Origin of the sequence: Burkholderia sp. AU44665 (assembly GCF_030504405.1) — a bacterium.
Lineage (GTDB): Bacteria > Pseudomonadota > Gammaproteobacteria > Burkholderiales > Burkholderiaceae > Burkholderia > Burkholderia semiarida.
The window spans coordinates 265,114-281,770 of the sequence record NZ_JAUJRI010000002.1; the positions used below are offsets into that span (position 1 = coordinate 265,114).

Here is a 16,657-nt window from a genome sequence, read left to right on the forward strand (position 1 = left end):
GTGCCGCCTCACGCGGCGCCGGCTTTTTCATTGCGCGGGCGCGGCTGAAACCGCTCGCGATCACGGGGTCGGACCGCCCGGCCGGCCGCCGCTGCGATGAACGCCCCCGCCCGCCGGCGTCGCCCGATACCGCGCCGATTCGGCGGCCCGCCCATGTAACCGGACGAAAAAAGCCGGCGGCACCGCAGGCGCGACGGGTAAAATTGCGGCCATTCAAGGATTCTTTCGCCTTTCGGAGTCTGTCATGTCCATTGCCCGCCGCACCACGCTGTCGAAGTTCCTGATCGAACAGCAACGTGAGACCAACAACCTCCCCGCCGACCTGCGCCTGTTGATCGAAGTCGTCGCCCGCGCGTGCAAGGCGATCAGCTACAACGTGTCGAAGGGCGCGCTCGGCGAAGCACTCGGCACCGCCGGCAGCGAGAACGTCCAGGGCGAGGTGCAGAAAAAGCTCGACATCCTGTCGAACGAAATCCTGCTCGACGCGAACGAATGGGGCGGCAACCTCGCCGCAATGGCGTCGGAGGAAATGGAAACGTTCTTCCCGATCCCGGCGAACTACCCGCGCGGCGAATACCTGCTCGTGTTCGACCCGCTCGACGGTTCGTCGAACATCGACGTGAACGTGTCGATCGGCACGATCTTCTCGGTGCTGCGCTGCCCGGACGGCAAGCAGGCGACCGAGGAATCGTTCCTGCAGCCCGGCACGCAGCAGGTCGCGGCCGGCTATGCCGTGTACGGCCCGCAGACGGTGTTCGTGCTGACGACCGGCAACGGCGTGAACTGCTTCACGCTCGACCGCGAAGTCGGCTCGTGGGTGCTCACGCAGAGCAACATGCAGATCCCGGCCGACACGCGCGAATACGCGATCAACGCATCGAATGCCCGCCACTGGTACGACCCGGTCAAGCGTTACGTCGACGAGCTGAACGCCGGCAAGGACGGCCCGCGCGGCGACAACTTCAACATGCGCTGGATCGCGTCGATGGTCGCGGACGTGCACCGGATCCTGAACCGCGGCGGCATCTTCATGTACCCGGCCGACAAGCGCACGCCCGATCGTCCGGGCAAGCTGCGCCTGATGTACGAAGCGAACCCGATGGCGTTCATCGTCGAACAGGCGGGCGGCGCGGCGACGACCGGCACGCAGCGGATCATGGAAGTACAGCCGACCGGCCTGCACCAGCGCGTGCCCGTATTCCTCGGCTCGAAGAACGAAGTCGAGCGCGTGACCGGCTATCACGACGAAGCAAAATAATTGCACTGCAGCACTGGACGGAGGCGCGAGACATCAGTACAATCGCGCCTTCGCGATGTGGCCCTAACGGGTCGCATCGCGGTGAAGTGAAAGCGGAAAGTCCGCCGGATCGAGGGTTTCGCGAAGCAGCCGCAGCAAGCTGAAAAAATTTCGCAAAACCTATTGCCAAGATCGCGAATTTGACCATATAATTTCATTTCTCTGCTGCCGGTGTAGCTCAGTTGGTAGAGCAGCGCATTCGTAATGCGAAGGTCGTAGGTTCGACTCCTATCTCCGGCACCAAGACATAAAGGTCTGACAAGCGTCGCTTGTCAGACCTTTTCTCTTTTCCGGCGCCGAAATCGTGAAGCCGGTCGACGACGCCCTGCCGATCGCGCCGCGCACGATCCTCGCGGCGGCCGTTATCTGCGCAACCTCGCGGACACCTCCCGCACGACTTCTCCACACTCGGCCGCAGCCAGCCGATCGTATCGATCACCCATCGCGGTGCGCAGCGGCTCGGCCCGCGGCGGCCATGGCCCCGGCGGCCGGCTGTCCGACCTGTACGGCGCAAGCAATAGCATCGTCCATCACGTGCCCGGCCGCCGGCACGCCTCGCACATTGACGCCATGGCCGCCGCGCTCGATCGCACTCCATCCACCTAGTTCGACCAATGCCGATCAGTCAGGATACCGAATGACGACGGACGCCGAATGCGACGCCCTCTACACCGCCGCGCGGGCCACACGATGCCCCGGATCGGTGAAGCCGATACGTCGCTCTTGCTCGCCCTTGCCTACCCGTTTCGCACTGCTGGCGATCGGCGATGCCGCGACCGTTGCGCGGCTGACAGCCGACGCTGCCGACGGACTGCCCGAGGCGCCCATGCACGCCACGATGCGCCCGATCGATGAATTTTCGGCACCGCCTCATTCCTGCAGACCGGCTTGGCCGTGCGCCATGCGCGGTGCGCGTACGAATCGAGCCGTACGCAGACAAATCGCCCTGGAAAATCTCCTTAAGGGTGCATAACATTACTTAACGATTCCGACCCGCCTATCGCGTTACATTGCGTGGGCGGTGCGGCGGCCGCAGCCGCTTTCAACCAGCTTGCGGCGCGCGACCGCCCGTGCCCGGTCATTTCGACTCAACCCAAGGAGAGCACCACCATGACTCATGGCTTGATTATGTGGCTCATCATCGGCGCGATCGCCGGCTGGCTGGCCGGCTTGCTCGTGAAGGGCGGCGGCTTCGGGCTGATCGTCGACATCATCGTCGGGATCGTCGGCGCGGTGATTGGCGGCTGGCTTGCCGGACTGCTCGGCATCAGCATCGGCAGCGGCTTCATCGGCTCGGTGATCGTCGCGGTCATCGGCGCGGTGATCCTGCTGTTCGTGATCCGCCTATTCAGGCGAGCGGCCTGACGTTTTCTCTCCACGCGCCTTCGGGCGCGTTTTCGCATCGGGCCGGCGCGCGGCGCGTTCGCCGCGCGCCACCGGCTCCGCCGACGCTTCGCGTGCCGCAAGCCGCCGTCGAGCACGTCGGCCGTCAGCGATCCGCTGCAAGCTTCACGCACACCATCGCGCCCGATCCACAGGGTGCGCGGCATCTCCCCTCTCCATTGCGCATCGAGCGCCACCCGCAGCCGCTGGGGTATCGTCTCCGCGTTCGCATACTGCACGCCCTGCGAATCGGCGGCTTTCGGCCCGCCGAGCGCCTCGTGCGCGCCGGCGGACGACGGCGTCGCGAGCCGCGGCGCGCAGCCTGCCGCGAACGGTTTCACAGCGACCACTTCAGTTCCCCATAGAACGTGCGACCCGGATACGGGTGGAACACGTAGTAGCGGCGGTCCGTCAGGTTGTCGATGCCCGCCGACGCGCTCCAGTGACGATCGAATCGATAGCGCGCCTTCAGATCGACGACCGTAAACGAGCTCGTGCCGCCGTAGACGTCCGGATTCACGTCGCTGTTGTCGAGCGTGTTGAACTGACGGCCCGAGTAGCGCACGCCGACGCTCGCCAGCCAGTGCTCGTCGAAGCGATACGACGCGAGCAGGTTCGCGCGCATGCGCGGAATCCGCGGAAAGCGCGAACCGACGTAGGCCGGGTTCGCGGCATCGGCGAGAATCTGCGCGTTGCTCGCCGATACGTTCGCGTCGATGTTCAGCCGGCGCAGCCCGACGTTCTCGCCGCTGAACGCGAGTTCGACGCCGCGTACGCGCACGCGGTCGACGTTCGACACGTTGGTGACGGTGGTCGCACCCGCCACCGTCGTCTGGCTGTAGATCGAATCGCGCAGGTCGCTCTGGAACACGCTGGCGCGCACGACGCCGACACCCACGTCGCGTTCGGCCGTGAAATCCCAGTCGATCGCCTTTTCCGGCCGCAGGTTCGGGTTGTTGTTGACGATCGCGTTATTCGAAATCGTGCCCTGGAACAGCTCGCCGACCGTCGGAAACCGCGTGCCGGTCGCGAACGACAGCCGGAAGCGCCAGACATCCGTCGCGTCCCATTGCAGCGCGACTTTCGGCGACAGCGCGTTCGCGCTCCGGTCCGCATAGCCGAGCGTGCCGTTCGCATTGCCGAGCGCGCCGCCATACGCGTCCCAGCGCTCGTAGCGCAGCCCGAGCGTCGCGAGCCAGCCCGGCGCGAAGCGCCACGCGTCCTGCCCGAACAGCGCCTGCGTGCGCGTATCGCCGCGATAGACGCTCGCGAGCGACGTGGTCGGCCCGGCCAGCCAGTCGGCCGTGTTGTACGTGGCGTTGCGCAGGAAGTAGTTGTCGTAGTGATAGCCGAACGTGAACGTATGGCCTTTCACTTCCGGCGCCTCGGCCTTCAGGTCGAGCGTGCGCCAGCCGGTGCCGTCGCCCTCGAACAGCGTACCCGCCCCGCCCTGCACGGTCGAGGCCGCGCGCAGCACGTCGCGCGAGACGTCGTACGCGGACACGACGCCCGACAGCCGCCAGCCGGAATCGAGCCGGCCGTTCAACCCGAGCGCGTACAGCCAGTTCTCCTGGTCGCCGCGCTGCGGCGCGAACGCGTTCGGCGCGACAGTCATGTTCTGGCCGCCGATCGACACGTTGCCGCCGTAGACCGGCTTGCCCGTCGCGTCGCGCAGGAAGGTCTCGCCGTGCTGCCGGTAATGGTTCTCCCAATGCCCGAGCGTCAACGTCGCATCGACGTGATCGGAAAACGCATAGCCCATCCGCACCGTCTCGTTGAGCTGCTCGGTTCGCTCGATCGTCTGCGCGCCGACGAGGGTCCGCCGCTTGCCGTTGGGTCCGATGTCGGTCGCCGCGCCCGCCACCGGGACGGCGGCGCCCAGCTTCGGGTTGTAGGCGGAATTGGGGCTCGCATACTGCATCGGCTGGCCGTCGTTTTCCAGCCGGTCGAGCGACAGCGCGAACCAGAACCGGCCGACGCGGTTCGCGATCCGCGCGGTCTGGTGATTGCCGCCGAAGCTGTCCGCGAATCCGTAGCCGTCGTGGTAACGCTGCGTGAAGAACTGCGTCGACAGCGACGCCTCGAGCTGTTCCGGGCGGCGCGTGGTGAGCAGCACGGTCGAGCCGATCGAGTTGCCCGGATACAGCGCGGAAAACGGGCCATAGAGCACGTCGACGCGCGCGATGTCGTCGGGCGGAATCAGCGACCAGCGCGGCGGGTACGCATAGCTCGAACCGAGCAGGTTCGACAGCAGCACGCCGTCGGCATAGACGAGCCCGCGCGCGCTCTGCAGTTCATTGAAGTCGCGGCCCGCGAATACGCTATTGCGGTCGCCGATGTAGCGCTTGCGAATCATCAGGTTCGGCGCGTACTTCAGCGCGTCCTCGGTCGTGACGTTGATGTGCGCATCGATCTGCTCGCGGGTGATCGACGTGACGACGGCCGGCGTATCCGGGTCGACGGGTTGCCGCTGCGCGGTCACGCTGACGGCGGACAGCGTCTCGCCGGCCGGCGCGGCCGATGCGGCGACACCGGCGGAGGCCGGCGCGGTGGCGGCAGGACGATCGACGTGACCGCCGCGGGCGGCCTCGGCACGTGCATCGTCGGCTGAAGCCGCGTAAGCGGCCGGCCATGCGAAAGCGGCCGCGCATGCGAGCGCGAGCTGGCCGCGCGACGGCCGCGCGGCAAAGGGAGACGACATGAGTGAGTTCCTGAAAACGTGATCGGACGCCGCCGGACACCGGGGCGCGAATCGCGCACGAACGACGCGACGCGCGGGCCGGAGCCGCGGGCGGCTCGCACGCCACCAGGGCGCGCGGACGACATCAATCAGACCGGAACGTTTTCAGGCGGGGCGCGCGGCTGCGCGAGACGGATGCCCTTGCAGCGCACGTCGGGGACGAGCGGCGCGGCCACCCGGTACGCGAACGTGCGCACGAAGCTCGGCATCGCGGGCGGGCTCGCGCCCAGCGCGACGTTCGCCGCGAAGCCGGGGCAGTACACGCAATGCGGGACGCCGGCATGGTCGAACGACGACGTATCGCGGTCGTCGCCCGTTTGCGCGAGCACGACCTGACGCGCGCCCGCTGCACTGCACAACTCGAGCGTGAGCGTGCCGGAGCCGTTCGACGCCAGACGCGCGTAGCCGACGACGGGCGACAGTACGTTCAGTACCAGCGCCAGCCATACGAGGCCGATCCATCGCGTCGTTCGTCTCATCGCGGTCCAGGAAAAAGTGCGCGCAAGTATAGCAAGCGGCCCTACCGTTGCCGATCGCGCGGTTGCCATACCGGGCATCGCACCGCGCGTCGGAGCGCATGTGCCGTTAATACAACAGAGACAAAATCTAACGATTCGACGCTGGCATAAATCCGAGCGCGAGGTTGATAATCATTGAACCTGCTGGAGAAACGATCATGGACGAAAGACCAACTCGCATGCCACCGCCCGAGCAAGTGATGAGCCCGGATCCGGAACCCGTCGGCGTGGAATTCCTCGCCGAGTTGCCCGAGCACGTTCGGGCATTCTTCGACGAGCAGCACAAGCTGTACTCGCCGAAGTGAACGTCAGTTCGGTTCTGTAACCGCCACGTGTCGATCATCGCTATCGTGCGGTTCATCCGTGCGCCTCGCGCGCCATTCGCCTCGCACCCGGGCCGCAACAGCCTGACGGTGCCGGATCGGCTCGCCTGCTGATTCTGCTGTCGCGACGCTACGCCGCGCGACTGTCTTCGTCTATCCTTCTGGTTTTCCACGTCCGGCCCGCCCGGCTCTCCCGATCGTTCCGATGAAGCAAGCCATTCGTGCCAGCCTCGCTGTCGCCGCGCTCGGCGTCGCCCTCTTCTCCCCGCATACCGCCCGTGCAGACGGCGACGACACCGCCCTCACCAACATCGTCGCGCTCGCGTCGCAGCGGCTCGCGCTCGCCGAACCGGTCGCGCGATGGAAATGGGCGAATCACAAGGCCATCGAGGACCAGCCGCGCGAAGCGGCGCTGCTCACCGCGGTCGAAAAACGCGCCGTCCAGGCCGGCGTCGATCCCGCGTTTGCCCGAACCTTCTTCGAGGATCAGATCACGGCGAGCAAGGACGTGCAGAACGCACTGTTCGCGACCTGGCGCACGACGCGGCCGCCGGAAGGCACGCCGCCCGACCTCGCGACCAGCACGCGGCCGGCACTCGACCGGCTGACGCAGAAAATGCTCGCCGGTCTCGCGCAGGTCGCCCCGCTGCGCGAGGCGCCCGATTGCCAGGCGCGGCTCGCGCGCAGCATCGCGAACTGGAAGACGCTCACGCGTTACGATTCGAGGCAGACGCAGGCCCTCGATACCGCGCTGTCACACGTGTGCGCCGCCGGCGGGGCCAGCGCGATCGGCTGACGCAGGCGAGGCGACGGACGCGGGCCGCCGCGCTCAATCGGCCGGCGTGAGCGCCACGAGCGGAATCATCTGCAGGCCGCGCGCGAGATGCGGCTGCAGCAGGCGATGGGTGAAGGGTTCGAACGCCCCGCCCGCCGCGTCGGCCACGAGCCGCGCGGCCGCATCGAGCGATTCCGCCGAACCGAGATAGCACCAGCCGTCGATCACGTGAAACAGGCGGCGCTCGCCGTTCGCCTCGAACGCGACCGCGCCGTCGAACGGCCAGGGCGCACCGCCCGCGCGGGCGGCATCGGCTGCGGGGCGCCGGTTGTACGACGGACGCAACCGCGCGATCCATTGCGCTTCGGCAAGCATCGCCCCGAGCTCGTTGCCGGTCTCGCGCCACTCGACGCGCCGCACCTGCTGCGCCAGCCGCATTTCCTTCGACGACCGGCGCTCGCCGGTCAGCAGCGCGCGCAGCCGCTGCCGCACGCGCACGCTGCGGCCGACATACAGCGCTTCGTCGCGCTCGCCGAACAGCGCATACGCGCCGCACCCTGCCGGCGCGGTATCCAGCCACGCCTCGGTCAGGTCGCCGCCCAGACGGAAGTGGCGCGTCGTCCGCGCAATCTGGTCGCGCAGCCGCTCGAGCGGCACGATGTCGTGCAGTTGGCGCCAGAACTGCCAGAGGAGGTCGGCATCGGCCAGCGCCCTGTGGCGCGCGGCCGGCACGAGCCCATGCCGCTCGATCAACGCATCGAGCCCGTGCCGCGATTCGCGCGGAAACAGCGCGCGCGACAGCCGTACGGTACAGAGCACATCGGGATTGAAGGCGAGCCCGGCTCGCTCGAATTCGGCGCGCAGGAAGCCGCGATCGAAGCTCGCGTTGTGCGCGACGAACAGCTTGCCGTCGAGCCGCTCGAACAGCGCCGGCGCGAGCGACGCGAACGTCGGCGCATCGCGCACCATCGCGTCCGAGATGCCCGTCAGTTGCTGGATGAACGGCGGAATCGCCTGCCCCGGATTGACGAGGCTCGACCACGTCGACACGCCGAGCGGCCCGATTTCGACCACGCCGATTTCGGTGATGCGATGGTCGGCGGACGAGCCGCCGGTGGTTTCAAGGTCGACGAAGACTAGCGGCTGTTCGCTGGCGGGATCGGGCGGACGGGAATCGGACATGAAAAGACTGGGAAACGGTGCTTTCGTGAGTATGCACCGGCATGCGTACTCGCGGCCAGCCCGAGCCGGCATGCTCCGTCCCCGGAAAACAAAAAGCCCCCGCGATGCGGGGGCCGGACGTGATCGGCAATGCGAGGCGCGTCAGACCGCCTGGATATTCGCTGCCTGCTTGCCTTTCGGCCCGACTTTGACGTCGAACGAAACACGCTGGTTTTCCTTCAGCGTCTTGAAGCCGTCCATCCGGATTTCGGAAAAGTGCGCAAACAAATCTTCACCGCCATTGTCCGACGTAATAAACCCAAAACCTTTAGCATCGTTAAACCATTTCACGATACCGGTATCCATGTCTGCGTTCCCCACTCGATAAGATCAAAAAAGCTATTTTTATAGCCGTTACCCGAAATCCCGAAACATTGCGCCGGCATCCGCACCGGCGCGCCGCCCGAGGACGGAGTGCTGACTTTATAAATTGGACAATCCGGGTGCGTCAAGAAAATTTTTGACGTGTGCTTTATCGAAAAGATGCTAATACCGCTGGAATCGGTACACCATCATCCTTGATTAATTGATTCGCATCAAAAACCTGTCAACATTACCGGGATCGGATCCTCGATAATCATCGGGCGCGAAATTTCTACCGGGGACAAATCGACCCGGTAAAATCCTCGGGTTTTTTCCGGGTTGCGGAAATGCGGAGACATTGCGATCCTGAAGCAACGCCGAAAGGAAGGAGAGGGTCATGTGGCTGGACGGAATCAAGCGCTTCGCGAGCCGGCTCGGGCGCGTACGTCGCAAGTCCCGCGCCCTGGCCGAGTCCGCGCGCGAAGCGCCGTGCGACGCCGAATTCGATATGACGTGGCACGGCGATCACTGGCAGAACCTGCTCGCATCGCCTCTGGATGCCCGTCACTACGTGATGGAAGACTGGACCTACACGCCGCTGCCGGTCGAAGCAGAAGATGCCGCGCCTGCGGGCAAGCGCAAGCGCCGCTCGTACACGCGGTAGCGCGGCGGGCAACGGGGCAAAAAAAAGCGCGACTGGGAAGTCGCGCCGACAAAGGTTTGGAGATCTTTTCCGTCAACGAAAAAGTCTGCTTCGGAAAGCAGAGATCGCAGTATAGCGAGAGAACTACCTTTCATTATCCATGCTCCACACAAACCTCTATTGCCGATGTGTCAATAATCACGCTATAGAAGCCCCCGCTCGCTGCTGACTGTCTGTCGCGGCCGCGCAACGCCCGTTACGTCGTTCCCATTGCTGCTTCCTTTCGCTGCACCGCCGCAAGTCCTTGCGTGACAAGCGTTCGCGCGCACCCGTCGATTTTTGCGGATTCCAAAATACATTATTTCTTAAAGCGCCAGCCGCCCTCGCTCGGCGCCCTTCATACACTGAAGGTGGCTTTCTGACGATCGCACGGCCGCGCCGCCGGAGCGACTACGGCGTCAGGCGAACACGGCCAGTCCGCCGCAGGTTCGATCGACATCCTGTTTGGAGACAGATCCATGAAAAAGACCTTGATCGTCGCCGCGTTGTCGGGTGTATTCGTCACCGCAGCCCATGCGCAAAGCAGCGTGACGCTGTACGGCCTGATCGACGCAGGCATCACCTACACGAACAATCAGCATGGCCACAGCGCCTGGCAGGAAACGAGCGGTTCGATCAACGGCAGCCGATGGGGCTTGCGCGGCACCGAGGATCTCGGCGGCGGCCTGAGAGCCATCTTCACGCTGGAAAACGGTTTCGGCATCAACAACGGCACGCTCAAGCAGAACGGCCGCGAATTCGGCCGGCAGGCGTTCGTGGGCCTCGCGCACACCACCTACGGCTCGCTGACGCTGGGCCGTCAATACGACAGCGTGGTCGACTATCTCGGGCCGCTGTCGCTGACCGGTACCCAGTATGGCGGCACCCAGTTCGCTCACCCGTTCGACAACGACAACCTGAACAACTCGTTCCGGATCAACAACTCGGTCAAGTACCAGAGCGCGAACTACGGCGGCCTCAAGTTCGGCGCGTTGTACGGGTTCTCGAATTCGTCGGCGTTCGCGAACAACCGTGCGTATAGCGGCGGCGTGTCGTACAGCTACCTCGGCTTCAATTTCGCCGCGGCCTACCTGCAGTTGAACAGCGACGTCAACGCGCTCGCGCAGGCCGCCTCCGATCCGGGTGCGGTCACCGGCGACTGGACCTTCGCGTCGCGCGTGCAGCGTACCTGGGGCGCCGGCCTGAATTACGGGTTCGGCCCCGCGACGGTCGGCTTCGTGTTCACGCAGACGCGCCTTAGCGGCCTGCGCGCGATCAGCGCCGGCCAATCGGGCGTGACGGGCGGCATCACGGGCCTTGGCGACAGCGGCCGCTTCAGCAACTACGAAGTCAACGGCCGCTACGCGCTGACGCCGGCCCTGTCGCTCGCCGGCTCCTACACGTATACGCAGGGCCGCCTGTCCGGCGACAAGCCGACCTGGCACCAGTTCAACCTGCAAGCCGACTACGCGCTGTCGAAGCGCACCGACGTGTACCTGCAGGGCGAGTTCCAGAAGGTCAACAGCGACGGGCTCGACCTCGGCGCCAACATCAACGGGCTGGGCGCCGCATCGTCGACCAACAAGCAGATCGCGGTCACGGCCGGCTTGCGCCATCGCTTCTGAGCGACCGGCACATTCGCCGTACGCGGAAAGACGAAGCGCCCCGACGGGGCGCTTTTGCTTTGCCGCGTCGCGCCGGCCGACGCTCAGGCGTCGCCGCGCGCCGGATACCGGACGTCGAGTATGTCGATCGGCTGAGGGCCGGCCGGCGTCATCAGCGTGACGGTATCGCCGATCTTCGCCTTGATCAGCGCACGCGCGACCGGCGAAATCCAGCTGACGCAGCCGCGGTCGAGATCGACCTCGTCGATGCCGACGATCGTCACCGTGTGGTCCTCGCCGTCCGGCGTCTCGTAATCGACCGTCGCGCCGAAAAAAACCTGGTCGACGTTCTCCTGCCGGCTCGCGTCGACGACCTCGGCGAGGTCGAGCCGCTTCGTCAGGAAGCGGATGCGGCGATCGATCTCGCGAAGCCGCCGCTTGCCGTAGATGTAGTCGCCGTTCTCCGACCGGTCGCCGTTCGAGGCCGCCCACGACACCAGCCGCACGACCTCGGGACGTTCGACGTCGATCAGGTTCAGCAGCTCGTCCCTCAGCCGCTTGTGGCCGGCCGGCGTGATGTAGTTCTTCGCGCCCGCCGGAATCGCGGGTTGAGCCGGGTCGAGATCGTCGTCGTCACCGTCCGACTCTTTGACAAACGCCTTGTTCATGATGCGGATTCAACGTGAATGACTGATCCTCCAAGGGTACACGAAGGGCGCCCGGCCAAGGCCATCGCACCAAATTCGCGAATAAGGCTTCCCTTTTTATACGACTCTGCTATACTTCCGCTTCTGCGTGCGGCTGTAGCTCAGTTGGATAGAGTACTTGGCTACGAACCAAGGGGTCGTGGGTTCGAATCCTGCCAGCCGCGCCACCTTTTCGAGGGCCTTCCGAACCGAAGGCCCTTTCAGTTCGAAGCAGTAGAAGTGTGTTGTTGCGTGCGGCTGTAGCTCAGTTGGATAGAGTACTTGGCTACGAACCAAGGGGTCGTGGGTTCGAATCCTGCCAGCCGCGCCACTTATTTGGGGGCCTTCCCATCGCAGAAGGTTCCGACAGTTGAAGCAGTACCGTTTTGCGTGCGGCTGTAGCTCAGTTGGATAGAGTACTTGGCTACGAACCAAGGGGTCGTGGGTTCGAATCCTGCCAGCCGCGCCACTTTAAAAGGGCTTTCCTCCGGGAAAGCCCTTTTTCTTTTTGCGCCCGCTTGGCACCCCCCCTCGTCCGCACCATCGCCCCGCACGCCCTCGGCAAACGTCGCGTGCAGTTTCGCCCGCCCCGACGAAAACGGCGGCCATTGGCCGCCGTCCGTGGATCACCGCCTTCCCCCGCGAAGGGGCGCGTGAATGTCAGTAATCCTGCCGCTCGCGCTCGATGCGCATGCCACCGTCGTGGCGCGCATGCGCCCCGTCGTCGGTCGAGCGCTCTCGCATGATCCGCATCACGTCCGGATTGGTTCTCACGCGCCGCATCACGTTCGCGAGATGCACGCGGTCGCTGACCTGGATCACGAAGCGCAGCACCGTCGATTCGTGGGTCAGATCCTCGTCCATCGCGATATGGACGATGTTCGCGTCGGCCGACGTGATGTCCGCCGCGACGCGCGCGAAGATGCCCTTCGTGTTCTTCACGAGCGCCTTCACCGCGACATCGAACAGGCGGCCCGGCTGCGGCGCCCATTCGACGTCGATCCAGCGGCCCGGATCGCGGCGATGGATGCGCTGCGCGACACGGCAATCCGTCGTATGAATCGCCATGCCCAGACCGATGCCGATGTAACCCATGATCGCGTCGCCCGGGATCGGCCGGCAGCATGCGGACAACTGCACGGACATCCCTTCGGTGCCAGTAATCACGACCGGCGGCGCATGATGCGCGGGATGCCGCTCGGACTTCGGCAGATCGTCGTCCGCGTCGCGGCCGCTCATCAGCACCTCGATGCGCTTGGCCATCACCGCGGCGACGCGGCGGCCGAGGCCGATGTCCGCGAAGATTTCCTGCCGGCTCTTGTTGCCCGTCCACTGCACGAGCTTCTCCCACACTTCCGGCTCGACATCGGCCAGCGCGAGGCCATAGCCCTTCAGGCTCTGGTCGACGAGCCGCTCGCCCAGCTGCACGGACTCGTTCAGGCGCATCGTCTTCAGGTAGTGGCGGATCGCCGAGCGCGCCTTGCCGGTACGCACGAAGCCGAGCCACGCGGGATTCGGCTTCGAATACGGCGCGGTGATCACTTCGACGATGTCGCCGCTCTTCAGCTCGGTGCGCAGCGGCAGCAGCTCGTTGTTGATCTTCACGGCCACGCACTGGTTGCCGAGATCGCTGTGGATCGAATACGCGAAATCGAGCGCCGTCGCACCGCGCGGCAGCGCCATGATCTTCGACTTCGGCGTGAACACGTAGACCGCGTCGGGGAACAGGTCGATCTTCACGTGCTCGAGGAATTCGCTCGAATCGCCCGCTTCGCTCTGGATGTCGAGCAGCGACTTCAGCCACTGGTGCGCGCGCTTCTGCACGTCGCTGAGATCGGCGCTGCCGTTCTTGTACAGCCAGTGCGCGGCGACGCCCGCCTCGGCGATCTCGTGCATCTTGCGCGTGCGCACCTGGAACTCGATCGGCGCGCCGAACGGGCCGACGAGCGTCGTGTGCAGCGACTGATAGCCGTTGATCTTAGGGATCGCGATGTAATCCTTGAACTTGCCGGGCACGGGCTTGTACAGCGCGTGCAGCGCGCCGATGCACGTGTAGCAGTCGAGCGGGCTGTCGACGACGACGCGAAAGCCGTACACGTCGAGCACCTGCGAGAACGACAGCTGCTTGTCGCGCATCTTGCGATAAACGCTGTAGATGGTCTTCTCGCGGCCGGTGATCTCGGCGTCGATCTTCGCGTCGGCCATCGCGCGCTGCGCGGCCTCGAGGATCTTGCTGATCACTTCGCGGCGATTGCCGCGCGCGGCCTTCACCGCCTTCTCGAGCGTCGCGTAGCGATGCGGGTTGAAGTTCGCGAAGCTCATGTCCTGCAGCTCGCGATACGTGTTGTTCAACCCGAGGCGGTGCGCGATCGGCGCGTAGATGTCGAGCGTTTCGCGCGCGACGCGGCGGCGCTTTTCCATCGGCACCGCGCCGAGCGTGCGCATGTTGTGCAGGCGATCGGCGAGCTTCACGAGAATGACGCGCACGTCGCGCGCCATCGCGAGCAGCATCTTGCGGAAGTTTTCCGCCTGCGCTTCCTCGCGGCTGCGGAATTCCATCTTGTCGAGCTTCGACAGGCCGTCGACCAGTTCGGCGACCTTCGGGCCGAACCGCTCGGCCAGCTCGTTCTTGGTCACGCCCTGGTCTTCCATCACGTCGTGCAGCAACGCGGCCATCACGGCCTGCGCGTCGAGCTTCCAGCCGGCGCAGATTTCCGCGACGGCGACGGGATGGGTGATGTAGGGTTCGCCGCTCTGGCGATATTGACCGAGGTGGGCTTCGTCGCTGAAGTGGAACGCCGCCTTGACCTCTTTGATTTCGTCCGGAGCGAGATACTCGGCAAGCGCGGCCGTCAGTTTCGCGATCGAAACGACGCCGTGCTTGCGCGGCTGCTCCGGGGTGGCGGTCGGCCCGAACAGATGCCGGAAGGATTGTTCGAGAACCGCGTCGATGTACTGGCGCGCAGGCGACTGGGCCGTGGCTTCGGTGGTCGGATCCGCGGAGGCGGACGATGGGGTGGTGCTCATATTCGCCTCCAGGTCGAGTCGTTGCGCGCGTGGACTACATGGCTGGAACGGGCCGGATGCGCGTTACACCGGCACCTTCTTCAGCATCTCGACGCCGACCTGGCCGGCAGCGATTTCGCGCAGCGCGACGACGGTCGGCTTGTCGCGGCTTTCGATTTTCGGCGTATGGCCTTGCGCGAGCTGCCGCGCGCGATAGGTGGCGGCGAGCGCCAGTTCGAAGCGATTCGGGATTTGCTTCAGGCAGTCTTCGACGGTAATGCGAGCCATGTTGGTGATTCCTTCTGAATATAGTCCTTATTCTACCTTATGTCCCTCGTGCCCCGCGTCATTCCGCGTGGGGCAGATGGATGCCGAGCTCGATGAACAGCTCCGTGTGTCTCGCGTACTGCGAAGCAAAACGCAGGCGTGTCGCCGCGACGATGCATTCGAGTTCCGCGAGCGCACGCTCGAAATTCTCGTTGATCACCACGTATTCCGCTTCCGACGCGTGCGCGATCTCGCTGCCGGCCGCCAGCAGGCGTCGCGTGATCACGTTCGGCTCGTCCTGGCCGCGCTTCTTCAGGCGCTCCTCGAGCGCGTCGAGCGACGGCGGCAGGATGAAGATGCCGACCGCGTTGCGGAACTGCTTCTTCACCTGCAACGCGCCTTGCCAGTCGATTTCGAGCAGCACGTCGTGGCCGTTCTGCATCTGCTCCTCGATCCAGACGCGCGACGTGCCGTAGTAGTTGCCGTGCACTTCCGCGCTCTCGAGGAATTCGTGCGCCGCGTGACGCGCGCGAAAATCCTCGACGGTCGTGAAGTGGTAGTGCTGGCCATCCTGCTCGCCGGGGCGCGGCTTGCGCGTCGTGTACGAGATCGACAGGCAGATGTCGCTGTCCTTCGACAGCAGCGCATTCACGAGCGTCGACTTGCCGGCGCCCGACGGCGCGACGACCATGAACAGGTTACCGGGATAGACGCCGCCGTGCAGCGAATGCGACGCGTGGCCGTCGCGATGGGAATCGGTCATGACAGCCTCCGCCAGGCCGCCCCCTCGGAGGGCAGCAAACATAGTGAGCGTGGGGGTCGTTTCATCTCTCTTACTCCAGGTTTTGCACTTGCTCGCGCATCTGCTCGATCAGCAGCTTCAGCGCCATCGACGCGTCGGCGAGCTCCTTCGCCGCCGCCTTCGAGCCGAGCGTGTTCGCTTCGCGATTCAGTTCCTGCATCATGAAGTCGAGACGCTTGCCGACGCGGCCGCCCTTCTCGATCACGTGACGCGTTTCGTTCAGGTGCGCGGTGAGCCGCGACAGCTCTTCCGCGATATCGATCCGGATCCCGTACATCGTCACTTCCTGACGGATGCGCTCCGCGGCTTCCTCGCGCGTGACGACCGTCGAGCCGCCTTCGGGCGCCGCGAGGCCGAGCGCTTCCTGCAGCCGCTCGACGATCTTCTGCTGATGCTTCGCGATCAGCTCCGGCACGAGCGGCGTGATGCGCGCGACGATCGCCTCCATCTCGGTGACGTTCGACAGCAGCATCGCCGCCAGTTGCGCGCCTTCGCGCGAACGCACGACGACGAGCTCGCCGATCGCTTCCTTCCCGCAGGCGAGCACCGCATCGCGGATCGCCTCGGCCGACACGCCGCTCTCGGCGAGCACGCCGGGCCAGCGCAGGATCTCGCCCGCACGCAGGCGGCCGACGCCCGGGAACGAATCGAGCACCGCGCGTTCGAGTTCGGCAAGCTGGCCGAGCGCCGACTGGTTCAGCGCGCCCGCGCCGATGCTCTGCTCGCCGCGCTGCAGGTTGATACGCACGTCGACCTTGCCGCGCGACAGCTTGTTCATCAGCATTTCGCGCAGCGCGGATTCGCACGCGCGCACGTCGTCCGGCATCCGGAAATTGAGATCGAGGAAGCGCGAGTTCACGGTGCGCAGTTCGACCGACACGCTGGTGCCGCCGTTGCCGGTGGCCGTCGCGAGTTCGCGCGTCGCGCTCGCGTAGCCCGTCATGCTGTAGATCATGGTTCGTCTCGCCGTCTGATGCCCTCGCGGGCGGGGGGATATGTCGAGGCGCCCGGCGCATCGCAAAGCGCGGGGCGGCAAGCGCGCATTATCCC

At 65.4% G+C, this 16,657-nt stretch carries 15 protein-coding genes, 4 tRNA genes and 1 pseudogene; 10 read left to right on the forward strand and 10 right to left on the reverse strand.

From position 1 onward, the window contains the following. Positions 1-244: 244 nt before the first annotated feature. The 3 genes from QZM15_RS06275 to QZM15_RS06285 all read left to right on the forward strand — a co-directional run bounded on the left by QZM15_RS06275 (position 245) and on the right by QZM15_RS06285 (position 2,662). A complete protein-coding gene (locus QZM15_RS06275) occupies positions 245-1,258 on the forward strand; it encodes a class 1 fructose-bisphosphatase (RefSeq protein ID WP_059574095.1) in 1,014 nt (337 codons plus the stop codon). 206 nt (positions 1,259-1,464) lie between these two features. Then, positions 1,465-1,540, forward strand: a tRNA-Thr gene (locus tag QZM15_RS06280). 867 nt (positions 1,541-2,407) lie between these two features. Continuing rightward, positions 2,408-2,662, forward strand: coding sequence for a GlsB/YeaQ/YmgE family stress response membrane protein (locus QZM15_RS06285; protein WP_006476609.1), 255 nt, complete (start codon positions 2,408-2,410; stop codon positions 2,660-2,662). Positions 2,663-2,742: 80 nt separating this feature from the next. Here the strand turns inward: QZM15_RS06285 and QZM15_RS06290 are convergent. From QZM15_RS06290 to QZM15_RS06300, 3 genes and pseudogenes are all read right to left on the reverse strand, one after another. Next, a pseudogene (locus tag QZM15_RS06290) lies at positions 2,743-2,916 on the reverse strand (TlpA family protein disulfide reductase); the annotation flags it as partial. A 101-nt stretch (positions 2,917-3,017) separates the two neighbouring features. After that, positions 3,018-5,381 carry a TonB-dependent receptor gene (locus tag QZM15_RS06295; RefSeq protein WP_302106053.1) on the reverse strand — a complete coding sequence of 788 codons (2,364 nt, stop codon included), beginning with the start codon at positions 5,379-5,381 and terminating at the stop codon, positions 3,018-3,020. Positions 5,382-5,509: 128 nt separating this feature from the next. Continuing rightward, entirely contained in the window at positions 5,510-5,899 is a 390-nt protein-coding gene (locus QZM15_RS06300; protein ID WP_226289795.1) for a DUF2946 domain-containing protein, read from the reverse strand. 239 nt (positions 5,900-6,138) lie between these two features. Here QZM15_RS06300 and QZM15_RS06305 point away from each other — a divergent pair, with 239 nt between their 5' ends. Together QZM15_RS06305 and QZM15_RS06310 are read left to right on the forward strand one after the other, a co-directional pair. Further along, a complete protein-coding gene (locus QZM15_RS06305) occupies positions 6,139-6,243 on the forward strand; it encodes a chorismate mutase (RefSeq protein WP_162484450.1) in 105 nt (34 codons plus the stop codon). A gap of 223 nt (positions 6,244-6,466) precedes the next feature. Beyond that, positions 6,467-7,057: a chorismate mutase gene (locus tag QZM15_RS06310; RefSeq protein WP_059574099.1), complete on the forward strand. Its 591-nt coding sequence runs from the start codon at positions 6,467-6,469 to the stop codon at positions 7,055-7,057. 33 nt (positions 7,058-7,090) lie between these two features. On the opposite strand, the gene QZM15_RS06315 is transcribed toward QZM15_RS06310, so the two are convergent. Next, entirely contained in the window at positions 7,091-8,218 is a 1,128-nt protein-coding gene (locus QZM15_RS06315) for an exonuclease domain-containing protein (RefSeq protein ID WP_302106054.1), read from the reverse strand. A gap of 141 nt (positions 8,219-8,359) precedes the next feature. After that, positions 8,360-8,563, reverse strand: a complete 204-nt coding sequence (locus QZM15_RS06320) for a cold-shock protein (protein ID WP_006476615.1) — start codon at positions 8,561-8,563, stop codon at positions 8,360-8,362. A 394-nt stretch (positions 8,564-8,957) separates the two neighbouring features. On the opposite strand from QZM15_RS06320, the gene QZM15_RS06325 reads away from it, so the two are divergent. Together QZM15_RS06325 and QZM15_RS06330 are read left to right on the forward strand one after the other, a co-directional pair. Further along, a complete protein-coding gene (locus QZM15_RS06325) occupies positions 8,958-9,224 on the forward strand; it encodes a hypothetical protein (protein ID WP_059638904.1) in 267 nt (88 codons plus the stop codon). 497 nt (positions 9,225-9,721) lie between these two features. After that, positions 9,722-10,867 carry a porin gene (locus QZM15_RS06330; protein ID WP_059898421.1) on the forward strand — a complete coding sequence of 382 codons (1,146 nt, stop codon included), beginning with the start codon at positions 9,722-9,724 and terminating at the stop codon, positions 10,865-10,867. Positions 10,868-10,950: 83 nt separating this feature from the next. On the opposite strand, the gene greB is transcribed toward QZM15_RS06330, so the two are convergent. Next, complete coding sequence (gene greB / locus QZM15_RS06335) at positions 10,951-11,514, reverse strand: transcription elongation factor GreB (protein ID WP_006486618.1); 564 nt, start codon at positions 11,512-11,514, stop codon at positions 10,951-10,953. Positions 11,515-11,643: 129 nt separating this feature from the next. Between greB and QZM15_RS06340 the strand changes: the two genes are divergently transcribed. The 3 genes from QZM15_RS06340 to QZM15_RS06350 all read left to right on the forward strand — a co-directional run bounded on the left by QZM15_RS06340 (position 11,644) and on the right by QZM15_RS06350 (position 12,001). Beyond that, positions 11,644-11,720 (forward strand) — tRNA-Arg (locus QZM15_RS06340). Positions 11,721-11,786: 66 nt separating this feature from the next. Next, positions 11,787-11,863, forward strand: a tRNA-Arg gene (locus tag QZM15_RS06345). Between the two features lie 61 nt (positions 11,864-11,924). Continuing rightward, a tRNA-Arg gene (locus QZM15_RS06350) sits at positions 11,925-12,001 on the forward strand. A 191-nt stretch (positions 12,002-12,192) separates the two neighbouring features. Here QZM15_RS06350 and QZM15_RS06355 read toward each other — a convergent pair. From QZM15_RS06355 to QZM15_RS06370, 4 genes are all read right to left on the reverse strand, one after another. Beyond that, positions 12,193-14,559 (reverse strand): bifunctional (p)ppGpp synthetase/guanosine-3',5'-bis(diphosphate) 3'-pyrophosphohydrolase, encoded by a 2,367-nt coding sequence (locus QZM15_RS06355; protein WP_027783823.1) that lies wholly within the window; start codon positions 14,557-14,559, stop codon positions 12,193-12,195. A 63-nt stretch (positions 14,560-14,622) separates the two neighbouring features. Then, the gene (gene rpoZ / locus QZM15_RS06360) at positions 14,623-14,826 is read right to left on the reverse strand and encodes a DNA-directed RNA polymerase subunit omega (RefSeq protein WP_006025620.1); all 204 of its coding nucleotides are present in this window, start codon (positions 14,824-14,826) and stop codon (positions 14,623-14,625) included. Positions 14,827-14,884: 58 nt separating this feature from the next. Beyond that, on the reverse strand, positions 14,885-15,568 hold the full coding sequence (gene gmk / locus QZM15_RS06365; protein ID WP_059574102.1) for a guanylate kinase: 684 nt from the start codon (positions 15,566-15,568) through the stop codon (positions 14,885-14,887). 70 nt (positions 15,569-15,638) lie between these two features. Continuing rightward, a complete protein-coding gene (locus QZM15_RS06370) occupies positions 15,639-16,562 on the reverse strand; it encodes a YicC/YloC family endoribonuclease (RefSeq protein WP_089464611.1) in 924 nt (307 codons plus the stop codon). Positions 16,563-16,657: the final 95 nt, after the last annotated feature.

Excerpts from the sequence above, each read along its gene's own strand:
- QZM15_RS06285 (WP_006476609.1), top strand. The coding sequence starts at position 2,408 with ATGACTCATGGCTTGATTATGTGGCTCATCATCGGCGCGATCGCCGGC.
- QZM15_RS06370 (WP_089464611.1), bottom strand. The coding sequence starts at position 16,562 with ATGATCTACAGCATGACGGGCTACGCGAGCGCGACGCGCGAACTCGCG.
- greB (WP_006486618.1), bottom strand. The coding sequence starts at position 11,514 with ATGAACAAGGCGTTTGTCAAAGAGTCGGACGGTGACGACGACGATCTC.
- QZM15_RS06300 (WP_226289795.1), bottom strand. The coding sequence starts at position 5,899 with ATGAGACGAACGACGCGATGGATCGGCCTCGTATGGCTGGCGCTGGTA.
- QZM15_RS06310 (WP_059574099.1), top strand. The coding sequence starts at position 6,467 with ATGAAGCAAGCCATTCGTGCCAGCCTCGCTGTCGCCGCGCTCGGCGTC.
- rpoZ (WP_006025620.1), bottom strand. The coding sequence starts at position 14,826 with ATGGCTCGCATTACCGTCGAAGACTGCCTGAAGCAAATCCCGAATCGC.
- QZM15_RS06315 (WP_302106054.1), bottom strand. The coding sequence starts at position 8,218 with ATGTCCGATTCCCGTCCGCCCGATCCCGCCAGCGAACAGCCGCTAGTC.
- QZM15_RS06355 (WP_027783823.1), bottom strand. The coding sequence starts at position 14,559 with ATGAGCACCACCCCATCGTCCGCCTCCGCGGATCCGACCACCGAAGCC.
- QZM15_RS06305 (WP_162484450.1), top strand. The coding sequence starts at position 6,139 with ATGAGCCCGGATCCGGAACCCGTCGGCGTGGAATTCCTCGCCGAGTTG.
- QZM15_RS06320 (WP_006476615.1), bottom strand. The coding sequence starts at position 8,563 with ATGGATACCGGTATCGTGAAATGGTTTAACGATGCTAAAGGTTTTGGG.
- QZM15_RS06295 (WP_302106053.1), bottom strand. The coding sequence starts at position 5,381 with ATGTCGTCTCCCTTTGCCGCGCGGCCGTCGCGCGGCCAGCTCGCGCTC.
- QZM15_RS06275 (WP_059574095.1), top strand. The coding sequence starts at position 245 with ATGTCCATTGCCCGCCGCACCACGCTGTCGAAGTTCCTGATCGAACAG.
- QZM15_RS06330 (WP_059898421.1), top strand. The coding sequence starts at position 9,722 with ATGAAAAAGACCTTGATCGTCGCCGCGTTGTCGGGTGTATTCGTCACC.
- QZM15_RS06325 (WP_059638904.1), top strand. The coding sequence starts at position 8,958 with ATGTGGCTGGACGGAATCAAGCGCTTCGCGAGCCGGCTCGGGCGCGTA.
- gmk (WP_059574102.1), bottom strand. The coding sequence starts at position 15,568 with ATGACCGATTCCCATCGCGACGGCCACGCGTCGCATTCGCTGCACGGC.